At 60.4% G+C, this 17,448-nt stretch carries 10 protein-coding genes, 1 tRNA gene and 2 pseudogenes; 2 read left to right on the top strand and 11 right to left on the bottom strand.

Annotation, left to right across the window (positions count from 1 at the left end; genetic code table 11):
- Positions 1 to 50 precede the first annotated feature (50 nt).
- The 5 genes from pqqF to NIBR502773_RS12545 all read right to left on the bottom strand — a co-directional run bounded on the left by pqqF (position 51) and on the right by NIBR502773_RS12545 (position 6,478).
- The gene (gene pqqF, locus NIBR502773_RS12565) at positions 51 to 2,420 is read right to left on the bottom strand and encodes a pyrroloquinoline quinone biosynthesis protein PqqF (RefSeq protein ID WP_141156152.1); all 2,370 of its coding nucleotides are present in this window, start codon (positions 2,418 to 2,420) and stop codon (positions 51 to 53) included.
- Between the two features lie 48 nt (positions 2,421 to 2,468).
- Entirely contained in the window at positions 2,469 to 3,263 is a 795-nt protein-coding gene (locus tag NIBR502773_RS12560) for a carbon-nitrogen hydrolase family protein (protein WP_141156151.1), read from the bottom strand.
- Between the two features lie 11 nt (positions 3,264 to 3,274).
- On the bottom strand, positions 3,275 to 4,957 hold the full coding sequence (locus NIBR502773_RS12555; RefSeq protein ID WP_141157839.1) for an NAD(P)/FAD-dependent oxidoreductase: 1,683 nt from the start codon (positions 4,955 to 4,957) through the stop codon (positions 3,275 to 3,277).
- A gap of 168 nt (positions 4,958 to 5,125) precedes the next feature.
- Positions 5,126 to 5,572 (bottom strand): Lrp/AsnC family transcriptional regulator, encoded by a 447-nt coding sequence (locus tag NIBR502773_RS12550; RefSeq protein ID WP_032883895.1) that lies wholly within the window; start codon positions 5,570 to 5,572, stop codon positions 5,126 to 5,128.
- A 36-nt stretch (positions 5,573 to 5,608) separates the two neighbouring features.
- Positions 5,609 to 6,478 (bottom strand): LysR family transcriptional regulator, encoded by an 870-nt coding sequence (locus NIBR502773_RS12545; RefSeq protein WP_141156150.1) that lies wholly within the window; start codon positions 6,476 to 6,478, stop codon positions 5,609 to 5,611.
- Between the two features lie 111 nt (positions 6,479 to 6,589).
- On the opposite strand from NIBR502773_RS12545, the gene NIBR502773_RS12540 reads away from it, so the two are divergent.
- Positions 6,590 to 7,015, top strand: coding sequence for a VOC family protein (locus NIBR502773_RS12540; RefSeq protein WP_027605927.1), 426 nt, complete (start codon positions 6,590 to 6,592; stop codon positions 7,013 to 7,015).
- A gap of 73 nt (positions 7,016 to 7,088) precedes the next feature.
- On the opposite strand, the gene NIBR502773_RS12535 is transcribed toward NIBR502773_RS12540, so the two are convergent.
- The 5 genes and pseudogenes from NIBR502773_RS12535 to rpsU form a co-directional block, all read right to left on the bottom strand.
- A tRNA-Ile gene (locus NIBR502773_RS12535) sits at positions 7,089 to 7,165 on the bottom strand.
- Between the two features lie 15 nt (positions 7,166 to 7,180).
- Positions 7,181 to 10,922: pseudogene (locus tag NIBR502773_RS12530) on the bottom strand (EAL domain-containing protein).
- Positions 10,923 to 11,043: 121 nt separating this feature from the next.
- Complete coding sequence (rpoD, locus tag NIBR502773_RS12525; RefSeq protein WP_027605925.1) at positions 11,044 to 12,894, bottom strand: RNA polymerase sigma factor RpoD; 1,851 nt, start codon at positions 12,892 to 12,894, stop codon at positions 11,044 to 11,046.
- 67 nt (positions 12,895 to 12,961) lie between these two features.
- A pseudogene (dnaG, locus tag NIBR502773_RS12520) lies at positions 12,962 to 14,931 on the bottom strand (DNA primase).
- 445 nt (positions 14,932 to 15,376) lie between these two features.
- A complete protein-coding gene (gene rpsU / locus NIBR502773_RS12515) occupies positions 15,377 to 15,592 on the bottom strand; it encodes a 30S ribosomal protein S21 (RefSeq protein WP_002551877.1) in 216 nt (71 codons plus the stop codon).
- A gap of 203 nt (positions 15,593 to 15,795) precedes the next feature.
- Here rpsU and tsaD point away from each other — a divergent pair, with 203 nt between their 5' ends.
- Positions 15,796 to 16,821 carry a tRNA (adenosine(37)-N6)-threonylcarbamoyltransferase complex transferase subunit TsaD gene (tsaD, locus tag NIBR502773_RS12510; RefSeq protein ID WP_141156149.1) on the top strand — a complete coding sequence of 342 codons (1,026 nt, stop codon included), beginning with the start codon at positions 15,796 to 15,798 and terminating at the stop codon, positions 16,819 to 16,821.
- Between the two features lie 33 nt (positions 16,822 to 16,854).
- Here the strand turns inward: tsaD and plsY are convergent, their stop codons facing one another.
- Positions 16,855 to 17,424 (bottom strand): glycerol-3-phosphate 1-O-acyltransferase PlsY, encoded by a 570-nt coding sequence (plsY, locus tag NIBR502773_RS12505; protein WP_053131126.1) that lies wholly within the window; start codon positions 17,422 to 17,424, stop codon positions 16,855 to 16,857.
- Positions 17,425 to 17,448 lie beyond the last annotated feature (24 nt).

Below are 17,448 nucleotides of genomic sequence, written 5' to 3'. Positions count from 1 at the left end.
CAAGTTAGCGCTGTCTTGGTGGAAAAAGCCTGTTGCAGGGTTGGCAATGATCAGCTCGCTGGTTGCCAGCTCTCGTCGACAGGCGGGCCGTTGGCGATGCAGCGCCAGCCGCCGGTCGCATCCTGCAGCTGTTGGGCCGCGTGTTGCAGGTCCTCCCGTGTGCGGGCCTGGATCAGCTGTTGAAGCCGGTACAGGTAATCCGACGGATGGCCCGCCAGGCGCGCGTGCCAAAGCAGTTCGGCGCTTTGGGTGATCGGTAACGTCGTAGCGCAGAACTGCTGTGCCAAGGCGTGATTGCCCACGTCATCGCTGCCGTCGATCAACAACGGTAGGTGTTTCAGGAAGGCTTGCAGATGATCGACGATACCTGCCAGTGAAACGCTGGGTGATTGCACACCCAACAGCAGGCCGGTTTGCCCGTTGATCTGTCGGACACCGCTGAATACGGCGTAGCCCAATTGCAACTCGACCCTCAGGCGTTGGTAGAACGGCCCTTGGAGCAGGTGCCCAAGCAGCCGCCATGAGGCTTCATCGGCCAGGGATTGGCTGGGTGCCGGGCAAAACAGCAGCACGGCGGCTTCGGTTGAGTCAGTTTTAACCGTATGCCATACACGTTGACCACCGAGGTGTTGAAGAGAAGGTTCGAAGTGTGCAGGTTGCCCAGGCAGACGGGCGGCGGCGGCCTTTATCAACGTTTCACATGCGGCGGGCAGACTCAGCCCCAGGCCGTGCCAGCGGGCAGTGGCCCAGGATCCAGGCTGTTCGCTGGCGTCGGCACGGCCGGTGGCGCAGCACGTGGGCAGGGCCTGGAGCAGTTCCCGGATAGCGATCATGGGCGCAGGTGCCGGGGCAGTTTCCTGCGGCAGGTTCAGGCGCTGCGCCAACGCCTCCAGCACGGCCGGCATCGGCTCGTGCAGCCCGGTCATCTTCACCAGCCAATCATGGCCGGTGGCTTCGAACGATAATTCGACGCCCGCCTGGCGCGCATGCTCACGCAATGGCTGCAAGGTGTTTTCCAGCCCGGCAGGCGCTGGCGCGTCGAAGCGCCACTGCACGTACAGCGCGCCTTCATCGCCGTCATCCGCCAAGGCCTGGCTGAAGGTCAGCGCTGATACGTCCCTTCGCCCCCGTGAACGATCCTGGGCAAACGTGCGCAAGCCTCGGTGAGCGCTGGTTTGGCCACGAATCAGGCCGGCGCGTTCTTCTTTGACCGGTGGGCGCAGGAACGGGTTGCTCGGGGGCAGTTGCCAACGGTGTTCGGCGGGCGGCAAGTGCAGTGAATCAAGCAGGGCCTTGAGCGCAGCGACGCCCTGTTCACTGAGGTCTTCGCTGTCGTTTCGAGCCAATGCCAGGGCGCCCTGGACCTGTTGTTGGCGAGTGTTCAGCAGGGCGAACTCTTCGCGCAGTGGCGTCCAATTGCTGTGGGCGAAAAAGCTCAGCCAGTCGTGCAGCAGCGTCTCAATGGGTGTGGTCGGTTCGTCCTTGCTGTCGAGTGTAAAGTCGATATCCAGCACGGCTTGTCCGGCGAAGTGGTACAGCACCGATGCCTGCAGGGCGCTGGCCAAGTGTAGGGTTTTCAACTCGGCGAGCAGCCCGCCCGGCGCAGAGGCATTGAGCCAGGTGCAGAGGAAATCCAGGGCTTCACGGGGCGCGTCACAGGTGATGACGTGGTGCAGGTGGTTGTTGTCGATGTGTTGATAGCGCCGAGCCTGGCCTTGCATCAAGGCCGGTGGTGAGGCCTGCGGATGCAAGGGGCCAGCGATCAGTGGCGCGCTGAAACGCTGCGCCAGGGCTTCCAGTTCTTGCAGCGGTTGCGGGCCGGCGAGGCTCAGTGTCATCTGCCCGCTTTGATAGAAATGCGTGTGGAACTCCCGCAGTGCTTGCTGAAATGCCTCGCGCTCCACCGGCAGGCTGTCGCGGTTGCCCGCGTGAAAGCCGCGCAGTGGATGATCTGCTGCCAAGCCTTCGAGCAGCGCCACCTGCTGCTGTGCCTTGGCATCCTGGGACCAGGCGACGTACTCGGCGTGCAGCACTTCGCGCTCGCGCAGTTGATCTTCCGGGGTCAGGCGTGGATGGGTCAGCATGTCCGCCAGCCGCTCCAGCCCGTGGGCAAAGACTGAAACCGGTAGTTCAAAGAAGAAGTCCGTGGTGCGCTCGCGGGTGCTTGCATTCACTTGGCCGCCGTGGCGCTGCACGTAGGCCATCAGCCCTTCGCCTGCAGGAAATCGCTCGGTTCCCAGAAACAACAAATGCTCAAGAAAATGCGCCAGCCCCGGCCAGGCCAACGGCACGTCGTGGCTACCGGCAGCCACCCGCAGCGCCGCCGCGCAACGTTTTAAGCGCGGTGCATGACGCAGGGAAACACGCAGGCCATTGGCCAGGGTCAGGTGAACGGGATAAAGGTGGGCCGGGGCGGGCATGGGCACTTCCAGAACGGGGCAAGTGCCTATGCTAACAAACCCATTCAGTCAGGGCTTGTACAGCGGGCCGTAAAGCTCGGGACGCCGGTCTTGCAGGTAATGGTTGGCGGCGCGGGCGTCGAGGATCGATTGCCGATCCGCTGTCCCGACAATCAAGGCTTCATCCAGGCCCGCCTGGGCGATTCGCTGGCCATCCGGTGCGGCAATGCTGCTTTGCCCGCAGTACTGGATATCGCCTTCGTGCCCGCAGTAATTGGCGTAGGCCACGTAGCACTGGTTCTCGAAGGCCCGCGCCCGCACGGTGACATCGGCGACAAAGTCGAACGGCACCATATTGGCGGTGGGCACCAGGATCAGCTCGGCACCGGCCAGGGCCAGGCGTCGGGTGTTTTCCGGGAACTCCAGGTCATAGCAGATCAGGAACCCCAACTTCCATCCGTTGAGTTCCACCAGCGGGAAATCATCGTCGCCGGCACTGAACATCGAGTGATCCAGATCCCCGAACAGATGGGTCTTGCGGTAGTTGCACTGGCGCTGGCCGTGGGCGTCGATCAACTGCACGGCGTTGTAGATCTGCCCGTCTTCGGCCCGCTCCGGATAGCCGTACAGAATGGCCCGCCCGGCGTTTTGTGCGATTTCGGCAATGGCTTGCGCAGACTCCCCATCCTGCGCTTCGGCCAATGCACCTACGGCTTCGGCGCCGATGTTGTAACCGGTGAGGAACATCTCCGGCAGCACCAGCACATCGGCATCGGTCGCTTCATGCGCGAGCTGGTGCAGGCGCTTGAGGTTCCCGGCTACATCCAGCGGTAGCGGCGGGCATTGGTACAGGGCGACACGCATGGCGTAACTCCTTAATCGGCCAGGGCAATCGGCCCGATCTCATCGAACACATCACCCGGCCCCGGGTTCTCGGGGTGAGTGCTGCCACCAAAGTGGGTCATGATGCCCCATACCGCGTTCAGTGAGGTTTGTACCGCGCCCTCCACCCATGCTGGAGTCCAGGACACGTCGTCACCGGCGATAAAAATCCCGCGTTGTTCAGCGGGCATGTCCTTCTGCATGAAGTGCGCATACATGCGCTGGTTGTAGCGGTAATGACCTGGCAACGCGCCTTTGAAGGCCCCGAGGAAATGCGGGTCGGCCTCCCAGGACACAGTGATCGGGTCGCCGATGATGCGCGCCTTGATGTCGACTTTCGGGTAGATCTTGTTCAAGGCGTCCAGCGCCAGTTTCACCCGCTTGTCGATGGGCTGCGGGAGCATTTTCAGCGCGTCGCTCATCCACGAGTACGACAGGCAGATCACCCCTGGTTTGTCGTCGCCGTTGTCGAAAAGGTAAGTGCCGCGAGTGAGGCGATCGGTGAGGGTCATGCTCATCAGGTCGCGGCCGGTCTCCGGGTCTTTGTCTTTCCAGAATGGGCGGTCGACCATCACGAAGGTCTTTGACGATTGCATGTAGCGGGTACGGTCCAGGGCCATCCACATCTTTTGCGAGAACAGGGTTTCATCGCACTCGATCTGGGTGGTCAGCAGCCAGCTTTGGCAGGTGGTGAGCACGGCCGCGTATTCGCGGGTATCGCCGTAATTGTCGGTCACCGCGAAACGGCCCTCGGCAGCATGGGCGATGCGTTTTACCCCGGCCCGTGGTGCACCGCGGTGCAGCGAGCTCAGGCTGGTACCGGCGGGCCAGTGGGCGCATCGTTCCGGCACATGGCGCCAGATGCCCATCGGCACCTGGGCTACGCCGCCGACCACCAGGTGCTGGTGATCGTCACAGTTGGTCATGACCACGCGGAATATTTCCAGCATCGAGTTGGGGAAATCCGAGTCCCAGCCACCGGTGCCGAAGCCTACCTGGCCAAACACCTCGCGGTGGTGGAACGATAACTGTGCGAAAGCCTTGGAGGTCGCTACGAAGTCGTAGAAGGTGCGGTCGTCCCACAAGGGCACCAGCTTGTTCCACAGCGCTTTGAGGCGCGGCACATCACGGTCGCGGATGGCTTGCTGGATATCGCCGAACTGCGAGCCGGCTTCCAGGGCGTCGGCCCAGGCGTCAGCCACTTCCTGGAACAGCGCAGGCAGATCGGACAGCTTTTGTGCGTAGTGGGTCTGCCCTTCCAGATCGATCACCGTACTGCCGGAAGCCGGCGTCAGCGGGTTGGGGAAGGGTTTGGTTTCCAGGCCCAGCTTGTCGACGTAGTGATAGAACGCGGTGGACGACACCGGAAAGCGCATGCCGCCCAGCTCGGCGATGATGCCTTCGGCGCCTTCGAAGGCCTGGGAGCGCAAACGGCCGCCCATCTTCGAGGCCTCATACACCACGGGCTTGAGGCCCAGCTTCATCAGCTCGTAGGCGGCGACCAGCCCGGCGATACCGGCGCCGACGATGGCCACTTCTGCACCGTGATTGGCGGCGGGGATACTGCCGAGTCCGGCGGGGTGTTCGATCCAGTCATCGAAGGCGAACGGGAAATCCGGGCCAAAGATGGTGATGGGTTTTTTACCGTCGGCAGGGTGGCGATGGGTCTTGCTAATGGTGCTGGACGGAATGCTCATGGCGGGCCCTTGCTGACGACTCGGCGGGAAGTGACCCGCTGAGTATAGGAAAAGATGGCAGCCAGTTTAGGGAGCGTTGCGTTCGTTAATAAGACGCAAAGTGTCGTCGGAATGAATTGTTTTTAGTCATAGTGACGAATTAGGTGGTCAGATTGGTTGGCCGCGATCCAATTTGTTACTGAGGATGATCGATGTGGTGGTTTTCTCCACGCCATCGACACTGCCGATCTGGTCCAGTAATTGATCGAGCTGTTCCGGCGAATCGGTGCGCAACCAGGCCACGTAATCGAACTCGCCGCTGACCGCGCACAATTGTTGAACCTGGGCCATGGCGCTCAGCCTGCGCAGCACTTCTTTGCCCGAGCGCGGTTGCACGGTGATCCCCACATAGGCCTGCAAGCCGCCATCTGCAACGCGTTGACCCAGGCGCACACCATAACCGGTGATCACCTGGGTTTTCTCCAGGCGCGCAAGGCGCGACGTCACCGTGGTGCGCGCAATGCCCAACTGCCGGGCGAGCATGGCCACGCTTTCGCGTGCATTGATCTGCAAGGCGGCGATCAACTGGCGATCGATTTCATCTAGAACAGGCACGTGGGGCTCCGTGACGGGCGGCAATGGGAACGCATGTTACAGGCTTGGATCGGCCAGCAGGCAGCGGGCAAACAGTTGTGGCACCGGCAGGTGACGTTGGCTGTAGCGGCCCAGCAGGATGATCTCGCGGTAAAATGTCAGCTTGCCCAGCGGGATTATTCTTACTTGGGGCGAGCGCTCCAGCCACAAGCCTGCCTTTGGAATCAACGATACGCCCAGGCCACACTCCACCATCCTGACGATGGCTTCGAGTTCATCCAGCTCCAGCGCCACTTGCACCTCAAGCTTCTGCTCGCGCAGAAACCGGCTCACGAGTCGGCCGCCAAACGAAGCACGGTCATAGCGCACATGGGGCTGGGTGTTGAGTAGGTGCAAAGGGTCGTCGCCCACCAAAGTGTTCGGCACGACCAACACGAACGGCTCCTTGCGCAGCACCTGCACATACAACTCCTTGGGCAGGTCGAAGGGCGGTCGAATGATGATTGCCGAATCCAACTCTCCAGCGTCGACCTGGTTCAACAGCTCCAGGGAGACACCAGGCACCAACTTGCACTCAACCGTTGGCGCGGCCTGGCGCAAGCGCACCAACGCCTGGGGCAGCAAACCGGTTTGAGCCGTAGTGATAGCACCGACTTTCAACTCACCCCGGTATTCGTTGGTATTCACCGGCACCGCCATGCGGTTGAAGGTCTCCAGAATCTCCTTGGCCAAGGGTAATGCGCGCAAACCGGCGGCATTCAGGGTGGCCTGGCGGCCGGTGCGGTCGAACAACTGCACGCCCAGCGCTTGCTCCAACTGACGAATCTGGGCACTCACCGCTGACTGCGTCAGCCCGATATGCATGCCCGCTGCCGCAAACGTCCCGTGGCGCGTTACCGCAATAAAGGTCTTCAATTCACGCAGCATGGGAGTCTCGATTCATCAAAATTTTTTGAGCTCGACGCAAAAACTATCGTCTTTTCATCGTTGGGAGCAAGGCTAAACTCGGCTAGCTAACGCCCATAGAGGTTTGGACTGATGACACTCGCGCCCTTTCACCTGGCAATTCCGGTATTCGATCTCGCCGCTGCACGGCACTTCTACGGCGACGTCTTTGGGTTGGAGGAGGGCCGCTCCAGCGAACACTGGGTCGACTTCAACTTCTTCGGCCATCAACTGGTGATCCACGAACACCCGAAAACCGCCTCCCAGGAAGCCGCCCACACCAACGCTGTCGACGGCCACGACGTGCCCGTGCCGCATTTTGGCGTGGTGCTGGGCTGGGAAGATTGGCACGCCCTGGCAGACCGTCTACAGGCGCGGCAGACGACGTTTGTGTTGGAACCGCATATTCGGTTCAAGGGACAGGTGGGTGAGCAGGCGACATTGTTCCTGTTCGACCCGTGCGGCAATGCGTTGGAGTTCAAGGCGTTCAGGGATATTGGGCAGTTGTTTGCGAAGTAAGGTTGTAGGCCGCCCCCCACGCAAAACGTCTGTGCCAGACACGCAAAAGCCGCGCAATGCGCGGCTTTCGAATTGGTGGGCCCACACGGACTTGAACCGTGGACCAAAGGATTATGAGTCCTCTGCTCTGACCAACTGAGCTATAGGCCCTCAGTAGGTCGCGGATTATAACGATGGTTTCTCCACTGTGCTATCCGAAAAATCCTCAATGCTCCTGCGAAGGAAGGTCGCCGCAAAAAGCTCGGGCGGTAGCGGCAGGCTGACAATGTAGCCCTGCATCTGCTCGCAGCCTTCAGCGGCCAGGAAGGCTTGCTGCGCGGGGTTCTCCACGCCTTCTGCGATGATGGTGAATTGCATGCTGTGGCCCAGGGCGATGATGGCGCGCACGATGGCGGCGTCGTGGGGGTCGTCAGGTAGGCCGCGGACGAAGGACTGGTCGATCTTCAGGAAGTCCAGGGGCAGTCGCTTGAGATAGCTGAGGGACGAATAGCCGGTGCCGAAATCGTCGATCGCCAGCTGTACGCCCAGGCGCTTGAGTTGGTGCAGGACTGCCAGCGCTTCTTCGGCCTGGCTCATGATGAAGTTTTCAGTGATCTCCAATTGCAGGCAGCCCGGTTCGAGGCTGTAGTCGCGCAGTAACTGTTCGATACGAGCCAGTAAACCAGGGTGGCGCAATTGCGCGCCGGCGAGGTTGACCGATAGTGGGCCAAAGTCATCGAAAGTGGTTTGCCAGGTGTGCATTTGCAGGCAGGCCTGTTCCAGGACCCAATCTCCAATCTGCAGGATAGTGCCGTTCTCTTCGGCGAGGGCGATGAAGTGTTCGGGCGGGACCTCGCCAAACATGGGGTGCCGCCAGCGAATCAGCGCTTCGGCGCCGATCAGTTCCTGGGTCGCCAGGCTCAGTTTTGGTTGGTAATACAGGCTCAATTCATCACGCTCAATGGCGCGGCGCAATTCGTGCTCCAACGCTACGCGCTCATTGGCCTGTACAGTCAGATCACGGGTATAGCTTTCGACCCGGTTACGCCCCTTGGCCTTGGAGCGGTACATCGCGGCGTCGGCGTTCTTGACCAGGGTGGCCACGTCGGTACCGTCCTGGGGGTACAGGCTGGTGCCGATGCTGGCGCTGATGAAGAACTCGTGTTCGCCGGCCTGGAACGGCGGGGTGAAGCAGGCCAGCAGCTTATTGGCCAGTTGCTCGGCGTCGCTGGCGTGTTGCAGTCCGGGCAGCAGGATGATGAATTCATCGCCGCCCAGGCGCGCGACGGTGTCGATGTCACGCAGTTGCTCCTTGAGGCGTACGGCGATGTCTTTGAGCAGCAGGTCGCCGATCGGGTGGCCGAGGCTGTCATTGATGTGTTTGAAACGATCCAGGTCGAGAAACAGCACCGCGCCTTGTTTGCCGGTTTCCTGATGGCCGTTGAGGGCCGCCTGCAGCCGACTTTCAAACAGTGTGCGGTTCGGCAGGCCGGTCAGCGGGTCGTGGTGCGCCTGATAGTCGAGGCGCGCCTGGGCCAGCTTGAGGCTGGAGATGTCGGCAAACACCGCGACAAAATGCGTGATCAACTGGTCGCGGTTGCGCACGGCGCTGATGGTCAGCCAACTGGGGTATAACTCGCCGTTCTTGCGGCGGTTGGAAATTTCGCCCTGCCAATGACCCTGGGCCGTCAACTGGTGCCACATGGCGGCGTAGAAGGCGCTGTCATGCAGGCCGGAGGCGAGCAGGCGCGGTGTGTGGCCAAGGGCTTCGGCTTCGCTGTAGCCGGTGATTTCACTGAAGGCACGGTTGACGGCGCTGATGTTCTGGCGCGTGTCGGTGATCAATACGCCCTCGGCGGTACTCTCGAATACCGTCGCGGCCTGTTGCAGTTTTTCCTGCATCAACTGGCGCTCGGTGATGTCCCGGGCGATGGTGAGCATGCAGTCTTCACCGGCGATCGGCAGTGGGCGGCTGGAGACTTCGCACAGCCGGATCTGCCCGTCGCTGCGGCGTATATGGCAGATGAAGTCACGCACGTATCCATCTCGATGCATCAACTCCAGCATGTGCTTGCGTTCGTTAAGATCGACCCAGATGCCCAGGTCAAGGGTCGATTGGTCGAGGGATGTCGTACTGTTGAAGCCGGTGATGCGACTGAAACCATCGTTCACTTCAATCAGCAGGCCATCTCGCTGGCGGCTCAGCAGCAAGCCATCGGGAGAGGCGTGGAAGGCCTTGGCGAATTTCTCTTCGGAGATTTGCAGTTGTTGCTGGGTTTCCTTGAGCTGGGTGATGTCGCGGACCACCACCACAATGGCTTCAGTGGTGTCGAGTTGAAACGGCTCGGCGGAAATCAGCCCGATAAAGGCCTGGCCATTGCTGCGCAGAAAGGGCATTTCCAGGTTGCGAATGCTGGTGGTTTGCACGCGTTTCAACAGATCGGTGCCGATACCGGGGATGCCCCAGATATTCAGGGCGGTCGCGGTTTTTCCGATCACCTGCGCGGCTTTCAGGCCCACTTGATCCTCAAATGCTTTGTTGACCTCAAGCAGGCAGCCATCGGACAGTCGCGCGATCACCAGGATGTCCGGGCATTGCTGAAACACGGAAGCAAACTTTTGCTCGGAAAGCTGCAGCGCCTCTTCAGTACGTTTGGCTTCGCTGATGTCGATCATCAAGCCCCGCAACACTGGTTCATGGCCGTGTTCGATCAGGCTGACAATGTCACGCACCCAAAGGCAGCGGCCGTCCGCCGTGATCACCCGGTAGTCGATGCTGTGGTCGCGGTTGGCGCGGGTTTCCCGGTAGCAATAGGCTTCGGCGCGGATGAGATCGGCGGGGTGAATGATGTTGCGCCAGAAGCCCGGAATCAGCCAATGGGCGCGCGGGTAACCGAGCAGATCCTCGGCGTGGGGTGACACATAGCTGTAGGTGAAATCGGTAACGCTGGCTTCCCAGGCGATTGCGGACAGGCTCTCCACCAGGCCGCGATAATGGTATTCGCTGCTGCGCAGTTCCTGTTCGAGGGCGACGCGGCGGGAAATTTCCGAACTCAGCCGGCGATTGATCCGAATGACGATGGCCAAAACGGTGCTCAACAACAGCACGGCGGGCAGGCCGTACATCAGCAGGTCGGTCCAGAACGTACGGTGATCGGTGAGGCTGCCCACCCAGCGTTGCTGGATGGCTTCGGTTTCGGCCGGGCTGAGGTCGGCGAGAACCTTGTCCAGGATGCCCACCAGTATTTTGTTGTCCCGTGGTACCCCATCGCCAATTGATAGCGGTACGGCGTTTCGCCACTTACGTACAGGCCATCGAGCTTGAGCTGGCGCAGACTCCAGACGCTCGACGCGAGGTCGCCCACTACGGCGTCGACTTCGTCGGTGGCCAAGGCCTGCAGTGTCGAACTGACATTGGGTAGGGCCACCAGGTTGAGGTCTGGATGGTGGGTGCGTAGCAGTTCATGGGGAGCATAATTTTCCACCACGGCAATCTTCAACCCATAAAGGTCTTTGAGGTTGCGTGGTCGGGCGCCGCCTTTATGGGCGAGGATGACAATGGGAAAGTCCAGGTAAGGGCGTGTGAATGCCATGAAGTCCTGGCGTTCGGGGGTAGACATGATGCCCGGCAACAGGTCGAGTTGGTTGTGGCGTGCCTGCTCCAGCAAGGCACTCCAATTGACCGGCTCAATCAGCTTGATCCTGACCCCAAGCGTTCCTGGATCAGGCGTACGTAGTCCGCCGCCAAGCCTTGGTAGCGGCCCTCTTCATCACGGTATTCGAAGGGTGGCCAGGAGGCGTCCACCCCCACGCGCAACTCCTGATGGTCCGCCAGCCAGCCACGCTCATCATCGCTAAGAGTCAACGCGCCAGCCGTTGCGGTCCAGGTCAGCAGCGACAGCAGTAACACAGTCGGCAATCTGGGCATAACGGTCTCGTTATGGCACGGGGAATGTTTCGAGTGTAGACGGGCATTGCGGGGGAGGGGATTTGCGCGGGATTTTATCTGTACAAAGCAAAACCCCCGGCCTGGGCCGGGGGTTCTGGTGTCACTCGTCGAGGAAGGAGCGCAGATGCTCGCTTCGCGTCGGGTGGCGCAACTTGCGCAACGCCTTGGCTTCGATCTGACGGATCCGCTCGCGGGTCACGTCAAACTGCTTACCGACTTCCTCAAGGGTGTGGTCGGTATTCATGTCGATGCCGAAACGCATGCGCAGTACCTTGGCTTCACGGGCAGTGAGGCCGGACAGTACGTCGCGGGTCGCTTCCTTAAGGCTCTCAACAGTGGCGACATCGATTGGCGACTGCATGGTCGAGTCTTCGATGAAGTCACCCAGGTGGGAGTCTTCGTCATCACCGATCGGGGTTTCCATGGAGATCGGCTCTTTAGCGATCTTCAATACCTTGCGGATTTTATCCTCAGGCATTTCCATGCGTTCGCCCAGCTCTTCCGGGGTCGGTTCGCGACCCATTTCCTGCAGCATCTGCCGGGAAATGCGGTTGAGCTTGTTGATCGTCTCGATCATGTGCACCGGAATACGGATGGTGCGGGCCTGGTCGGCGATCGAGCGAGTGATCGCCTGACGGATCCACCAGGTGGCATAAGTCGAGAACTTGTAGCCGCGACGGTATTCGAACTTGTCCACAGCCTTCATCAAGCCGATGTTGCCTTCCTGGATCAGATCGAGGAATTGCAGGCCACGGTTGGTGTACTTCTTGGCGATGGAGATCACCAGACGCAAGTTCGCTTCAACCATCTCTTTCTTCGCGCGGCGGGCCTTGGCCTCACCGATCGACATGCGACGGTTGATGTCCTTGATCTCGGCAATCGTCAGGCCGGTTTCGGTCTCGAGTGCGGTCAGCTTCTGCTGGCAACGGATGATGTCCGGCTGCAGGCGACCAATGGCTTCAGCGTACTTCGCCTTGCCTTTGGCCAGGGCGTCGCTCCAGCTTTCGTCTACTTCGTGGCCCGGGAACTGGCGCAGGAAGTCGGTACGCGGCATGCGCGCATCGCGGACACAGAGCTGCATGATCGCACGCTCTTGTGCACGCAGACGCTCAAGGGCGCTACGAACCCGTTCAACCAGGCCTTCGAACTGCTTCGGTACCAGCTTGATCGGCATGAACAGCTCAGCCAGCGCCAGCAGCTCGGCAATTGCCAGCTTGTTGGAGCGACCGTGCTTTTTCAGGGCCTTGCGGGTGATTTCCATTTGATCGGAAACCGCGCCGAAACGCTGGGCAGCAATGATCGGGTCTGGGCCGCTTTCGACTTCGTCTTCGTCGTCGGTGCTGGCTTCGGCATCGTCGTCTTCGGTGTCATCGTCCGCTTTCGCGGCTTTGGCATCGACAGGCGGCGGTACTTCGGCGGCAGGCGGCGCGATGCCGTCGTCCGGGTCGATATAACCGCTCAGGACGTCGGACAGGCGGCCACCTTCGGTGGTGACGCGAGTGTACTCGGAGAGAATGTGGTCAACCGTGCCAGGGAAGTGCGCGATTGCGCCCATCACTTCACGGATACCCTCTTCGATACGCTTGGCGATTTCGATCTCGCCTTCGCGTGTCAGCAACTCGACGGTACCCATTTCACGCATATACATGCGCACAGGGTCAGTCGTGCGACCGATGTCGGTCTCCACCGCGGCCAACGCGGCAGCGGCTTCTTCAGCGGCTGCCTCGTCGGTATCGGCGTCGGCCAACATAAGGGCGTCCGCATCCGGAGCACTCTCGTGTACGGGGATCCCCATGTCATTAATCATGCGGATGATGTCTTCCACCTGCTCTGGATCTGAAATATCCTCAGGCAGGTGATCGTTGACCTCTGCGTAAGTCAGATACTTCTGCTCACGACCAAGGGTGATCAACTCTTTGATACGAGACTGCTGTTGCGCTTTTCCGGACATAACACCCTATCCACTGAAGGTCTTGGCGGGCAAAAAACAAGCCGAGGATTATACCCGAGCTATGACCTCACACGCCAGCTGAGGTCGGGTTTGATGCGGAAACATTCTGTTTTAAGAGGTCGCGCATCTGTTTTGCTATCTGAATTTGCTCTTCAGCCGATAATCCCGGCTGTCTTGCTCTCTTGATGAGCTCATCGAGGGTCTGCGTGTGCTGACCCGCGGATAACCTAGTAATGGTGTCTAAAAACTGTTGTTCAAGGTTATCGCCGTCAATTAGCCACTCCTTTTCCGCGAGTGCCTTCAACAAACGACCCTGCTCTGTGCCATGCCAGCGAGCCATCAGCTGAATGGAGTTTAGCTTAGGATTTTTCTGCACGGCCTCGATCAGTGCGATCAGCACCTGAGCGTAGGTATTGCTCGCGTTGGCAAAATGGTCGGCGCTTTCAACCCTGCTCGCTAATTGCGGGTGGTGGATAAGCGTGCGCAGGGCAATCAATGTGGGCGCTTCTACGGCGACCGGTGTGCGAGGCGCGTAGGCCTCATCGCGATCACCGCGCTTGCCGTTTTTGCTCCAGGGTTTCTTGTCCCATTTCTTGCCGCCGGCACCGGGCTTCTTCGGCGTCCATTCCTGCTGGGGGCATACGCCTCCTGGGGTTGATGGAAGTCGGCATAGTCCGGCATGGCGTCATAATCCATGCCTGGGTCGTAGGCAGGTGGTGCGTCCTGCGGTGCGCTGTGTACCAGCTGGCTGACGGCTTCGCCACTCAGCCCTGTAATTTCCAACAGGCGTTGGCGCATCAGGGTGCGCAGGTTCGCGCCTGGAACCTTGTCGATCAAGGGGGCCGCGAGCGTGGCCATATGGGCCTTGCCTTCGAGGGAGCGTGGGTCGGCTTCTTCGGTCAGTTGCTGGAAGAAATAATCCGCCAACGGCTGCGCATGTTGATTGATGCGGGCGCGGAATGCGTCGGTGCCTTCGGAGCGCACCAGGGTATCCGGGTCTTCCCCTTCGGGCAGGAACAGGAAGCGCGCGCGGCGCCCATCCTGCAGGCTCGACAGGGTGGCTTCGAGCGCGCGCCAGGCGGCGTTGCGGCCGGCCTGGTCACCGTCGAAGCAGAACAGCACGCTTGGCACGACGCGAAACAGGCGCTTCAAGTGTTCTTCGCTGGTGGCGGTGCCGAGGGTGGCCACGGCGTTGCGCAAACCTTGCTGGGCCAGGGCGATCACGTCCATATAGCCTTCGACCACGATGATTTCATCGAGGTTTCGATTGTTCTTGCGCGCTTCGAACAGGCCGTAGAGTTCCTGCCCCTTGTGGAATACCGGGGTTTCCGGGGAGTTCAGGTACTTGGGCTTGTCATCCCCCAGTACTCGGCCGCCGAAGGCGATGATGCGACCACGGCTGTCGCGGATCGGGAACATCACTCGGTCGCGGAAGCGGTCGTAGCGCTTGCCGGTCTCGGCGTTCTCAACCAGGAGGCCGGCGTCGATCATGGCTTTTTGCTGCAGGGTATCGCTGCTCAGGTGTTTGTACAGGTTGTCCCAGCCGGGTGGGGCAAAGCCGAGGCCGAAGTCGCGGGCGATTTCGCCGGTCAGGCCGCGCCCTTTCAGGTAGTCGACGGCGGCCTTGCGCTGCGGATGGCTTTTAAGGGCCTGACGGTAGAAGTCGGCAGCGGCAGTCAGCAGCGGGTACAGCGGCGAGTCGGTGGGTTGCCGTGGTTTATGCGGGCGGCCACTTTCTTCGCGGGGGACTTCCATGCCGGCGGCTTTCGCCAGGTCCTCGATCGCCTGGGGAAAGTCCAGGTTGTCGTGGTCCATCAGGAAGCCGAGGGCGTTGCCGCCTGCGCCGCAGCCGAAGCAGTAGTAGAACTGCTTGTCGGGGCTGACGCTGAATGACGGGGTTTTTTCCTTGTGGAACGGGCAGCAGGCTGTGTAGTTTTTGCCGGCTTTCTTCAATTGCAGGCGCGAGCTGACAACATCGACGATGTCGGTGCGGTTCAGAAGGTCGTCAATAAAGCTCTGGGGAATCAGCCCGGCCATGGCGTTCTCGTCATCACTGCGTGCAAATGAGTGCCCGTGAAGTGCTCAAGCGCACGTATCGAATGGCTTGACCATCAATCGTCTGCTTGGGCTGTCAGGAAGTGTATCTGCCGAACATTCACTGACGTTAGTTTCAATCAGTGTGTCGGCCTGGAAATGTTGCCCTCGAGTCCGGCGCTGGCCAATCGTGGCCTCGGATGCTCGTCGCTGGGCACAGCCGATACAGTTGATCGTCTGCTTACAAAATGAGTGTGCTCGTCAGTAGCCTTGTTAGGCTCGTCAGAAGAGACGTGCACCGCTGGCAAAAGAGCCAGTCCTGACGTTTGAAGCAGGTGTATCAGTCGCGTGTGCGGCGTCAACGATGAAGCATCAAGCGATATCCGCAAATGCCAACAGCCCGGCTGAGGGCCGGGCTTGGCAGAAGCTTGCTACGAACGTCTGTGTATTAGTACAGACGAACGGCGCGGCGCTGCTCGCGCTGAACTTTCTTGGCGTGACGCTTAACAGCGGCTGCTGCTTTACGCTTACGCTCAGAAGTTGGCTTCTCATAAAATTCGCGGCTACGAACTTCAGCCAGAACACCGGCTTTTTCGCAGGAGCGCTTGAAACGACGCAGAGCTACGTCGAAGGGTTCGTTCTCTTTTACTTTGACGGCTGGCATCCAGAGCTACCTTCTTTCATTACCGGGAATCAACGTTCTCGTCGCAAAAAATTCGCGGCTGAGGTCGTCGGTTTTTAAGGGTTGCGGATGTTAACCCCTCATTGGCAGGAATGCAAAGCCTCTGATCGAAAACCGCTAGTCGGGAGGGGGAGTGGCGACTATTATGCGCGCCTTCGAATTCAGCCTCTACAAGGCGCAAACCCATGCTAGTACTGGGACTTGAAACCTCCTGCGACGAAACCGGTGTCGCACTTTACGACAGTGAACGCGGGCTTTTGGCCGATGCACTGTTCAGTCAGATCGACTTGCATCGGGCCTATGGCGGCGTTGTGCCGGAGCTGGCCAGTCGTGATCACGTCAAACGTATGCTGCCGTTGATTCGCCAGGTGTTGGACGAGGCCGGTTGCGTGCCGACCGAGATCGATGCGATTGCCTATACGGCGGGCCCCGGATTGGTCGGAGCCCTTCTGGTTGGCGCCTCTTGTGCCCAGGCGCTGGCTTTTGCCTGGGGCATTCCGGCCCTCGGCGTGCACCATATGGAAGGCCATTTACTGGCGCCGATGCTGGAAGAAAACCCGCCGCAGTTCCCGTTCGTCGCTTTGTTGGTTTCAGGCGGGCATACGCAGCTGGTCCAGGTCGACGGAATCGGTCAATACACGCTGTTGGGCGAGTCCTTGGACGACGCCGCCGGCGAAGCTTTCGACAAGACCGCGAAGATGATGGGCCTCAATTACCCGGGTGGGCCGGAAATTGCCCGCCTTGCCGAAAAAGGCGTTGTCGGTCGCTACACCTTCCCGCGCCCGATGTGCGATCGCCCTGGCCTGATGTTCAGCTTCAGCGGCTTGAAAACCTCCGCGTTGAATACCTGGCAGCACAGTGTCAGCGCCGGGGACGACAGTGAGCAAGCCCGTTGCGACATCGCGCTGGCGTTCCAGCAGGCCGTGGTGGAGACTTTGACCATCAAGTGCAAGCGTGCCCTGAAACAGGCCGGCATGAAGCGCCTGGTGATCGCCGGTGGCGTCAGCGCCAACAAGGCGTTGCGCAGTTCATTGGAAAAGATGCTCGGTGATATGAGGGGGGATGTGTTCTACGCCCGCCCTGAGTTCTGCACCGACAACGGCGCGATGATCGCCTATGCCGGTTGTCAGCGCCTGCAGGCGGGGCAGCACGAAAGCCTGGCGATCAGCGTGCAGGCGCGCTGGCCGATGGAGCAACTGCCGCCCTTGTAAGTGTGCAACGTGAGTCGGGCTCATTGACGGTATTTAAAAATGCCGTTCGCGCCCAGCAAACAGGTCGCGTAGATTGCCCCGGTGTCGCCAGACGATCAGCAGTGTCAGCACACTCATCGGCAGCAGCGCCGCCGGTTCCTGCCAGGCCAGCAACGGCAGGGTGAGCGGTGTGGCGATCAGCGCCGCCAGCGAGCTGGTGCGGGTCAGGTAGAACGTCAGCAGCCAGGCGAGCACGGCCAGCAACGCCGCCGGCGGGTAGATCCCCAGCAGCATGCCGGCTGCCGTGGCGACACCTTTACCGCCGCGAAAACGGAAGTACAGGGGAAACAGATGGCCGAGGACGGCGCACACGCCCACCCAGGCCTGCTGCTGCAGGGTCAGGCCTGCGAGGTTGGCGATCAGTACGGGCAACAGGCCCTTGCACACGTCGCCCAGCAGCGTCAGTACGGCGAGCTTCTTGCCGGCCAGGCGCAACATATTGGTGGCGCCGGCATTGCCTGAACCACTCATTCGCGGGTCGGGATTTCCCGTCAGGCGGCTGAGCAAAATGGCGAAGGAGAGCGAGCCGAGCAGGTAGGCGAGAATCGCCAGTGACCAAAACATGCTAACTATTCCGGGCGAGGACGC

Source organism: Pseudomonas sp. NIBRBAC000502773, from assembly GCF_006517195.1.
GTDB lineage: Bacteria > Pseudomonadota > Gammaproteobacteria > Pseudomonadales > Pseudomonadaceae > Aquipseudomonas > Aquipseudomonas marginalis.
The sequence above is the reverse complement of the archived record's forward strand: the minus strand, read 5'-3'. Positions and strand labels throughout refer to the sequence as shown.

Coding starts and splice junctions, on each gene's coding strand:
- NIBR502773_RS12545 (WP_141156150.1), bottom strand. CDS start 6,478: ATGCTGCGTGAATTGAAGACCTTTATTGCGGTAACGCGCCACGGGACG.
- rpsU (WP_002551877.1), bottom strand. CDS start 15,592: ATGCCAGCCGTCAAAGTAAAAGAGAACGAACCCTTCGACGTAGCTCTG.
- plsY (WP_053131126.1), bottom strand. CDS start 17,424: ATGTTTTGGTCACTGGCGATTCTCGCCTACCTGCTCGGCTCGCTCTCC.
- rpoD (WP_027605925.1), bottom strand. CDS start 12,894: ATGTCCGGAAAAGCGCAACAGCAGTCTCGTATCAAAGAGTTGATCACC.
- tsaD (WP_141156149.1), top strand. CDS start 15,796: ATGCTAGTACTGGGACTTGAAACCTCCTGCGACGAAACCGGTGTCGCA.
- NIBR502773_RS12560 (WP_141156151.1), bottom strand. CDS start 3,263: ATGCGTGTCGCCCTGTACCAATGCCCGCCGCTACCGCTGGATGTAGCC.
- pqqF (WP_141156152.1), bottom strand. CDS start 2,420: ATGCCCGCCCCGGCCCACCTTTATCCCGTTCACCTGACCCTGGCCAAT.
- NIBR502773_RS12540 (WP_027605927.1), top strand. CDS start 6,590: ATGACACTCGCGCCCTTTCACCTGGCAATTCCGGTATTCGATCTCGCC.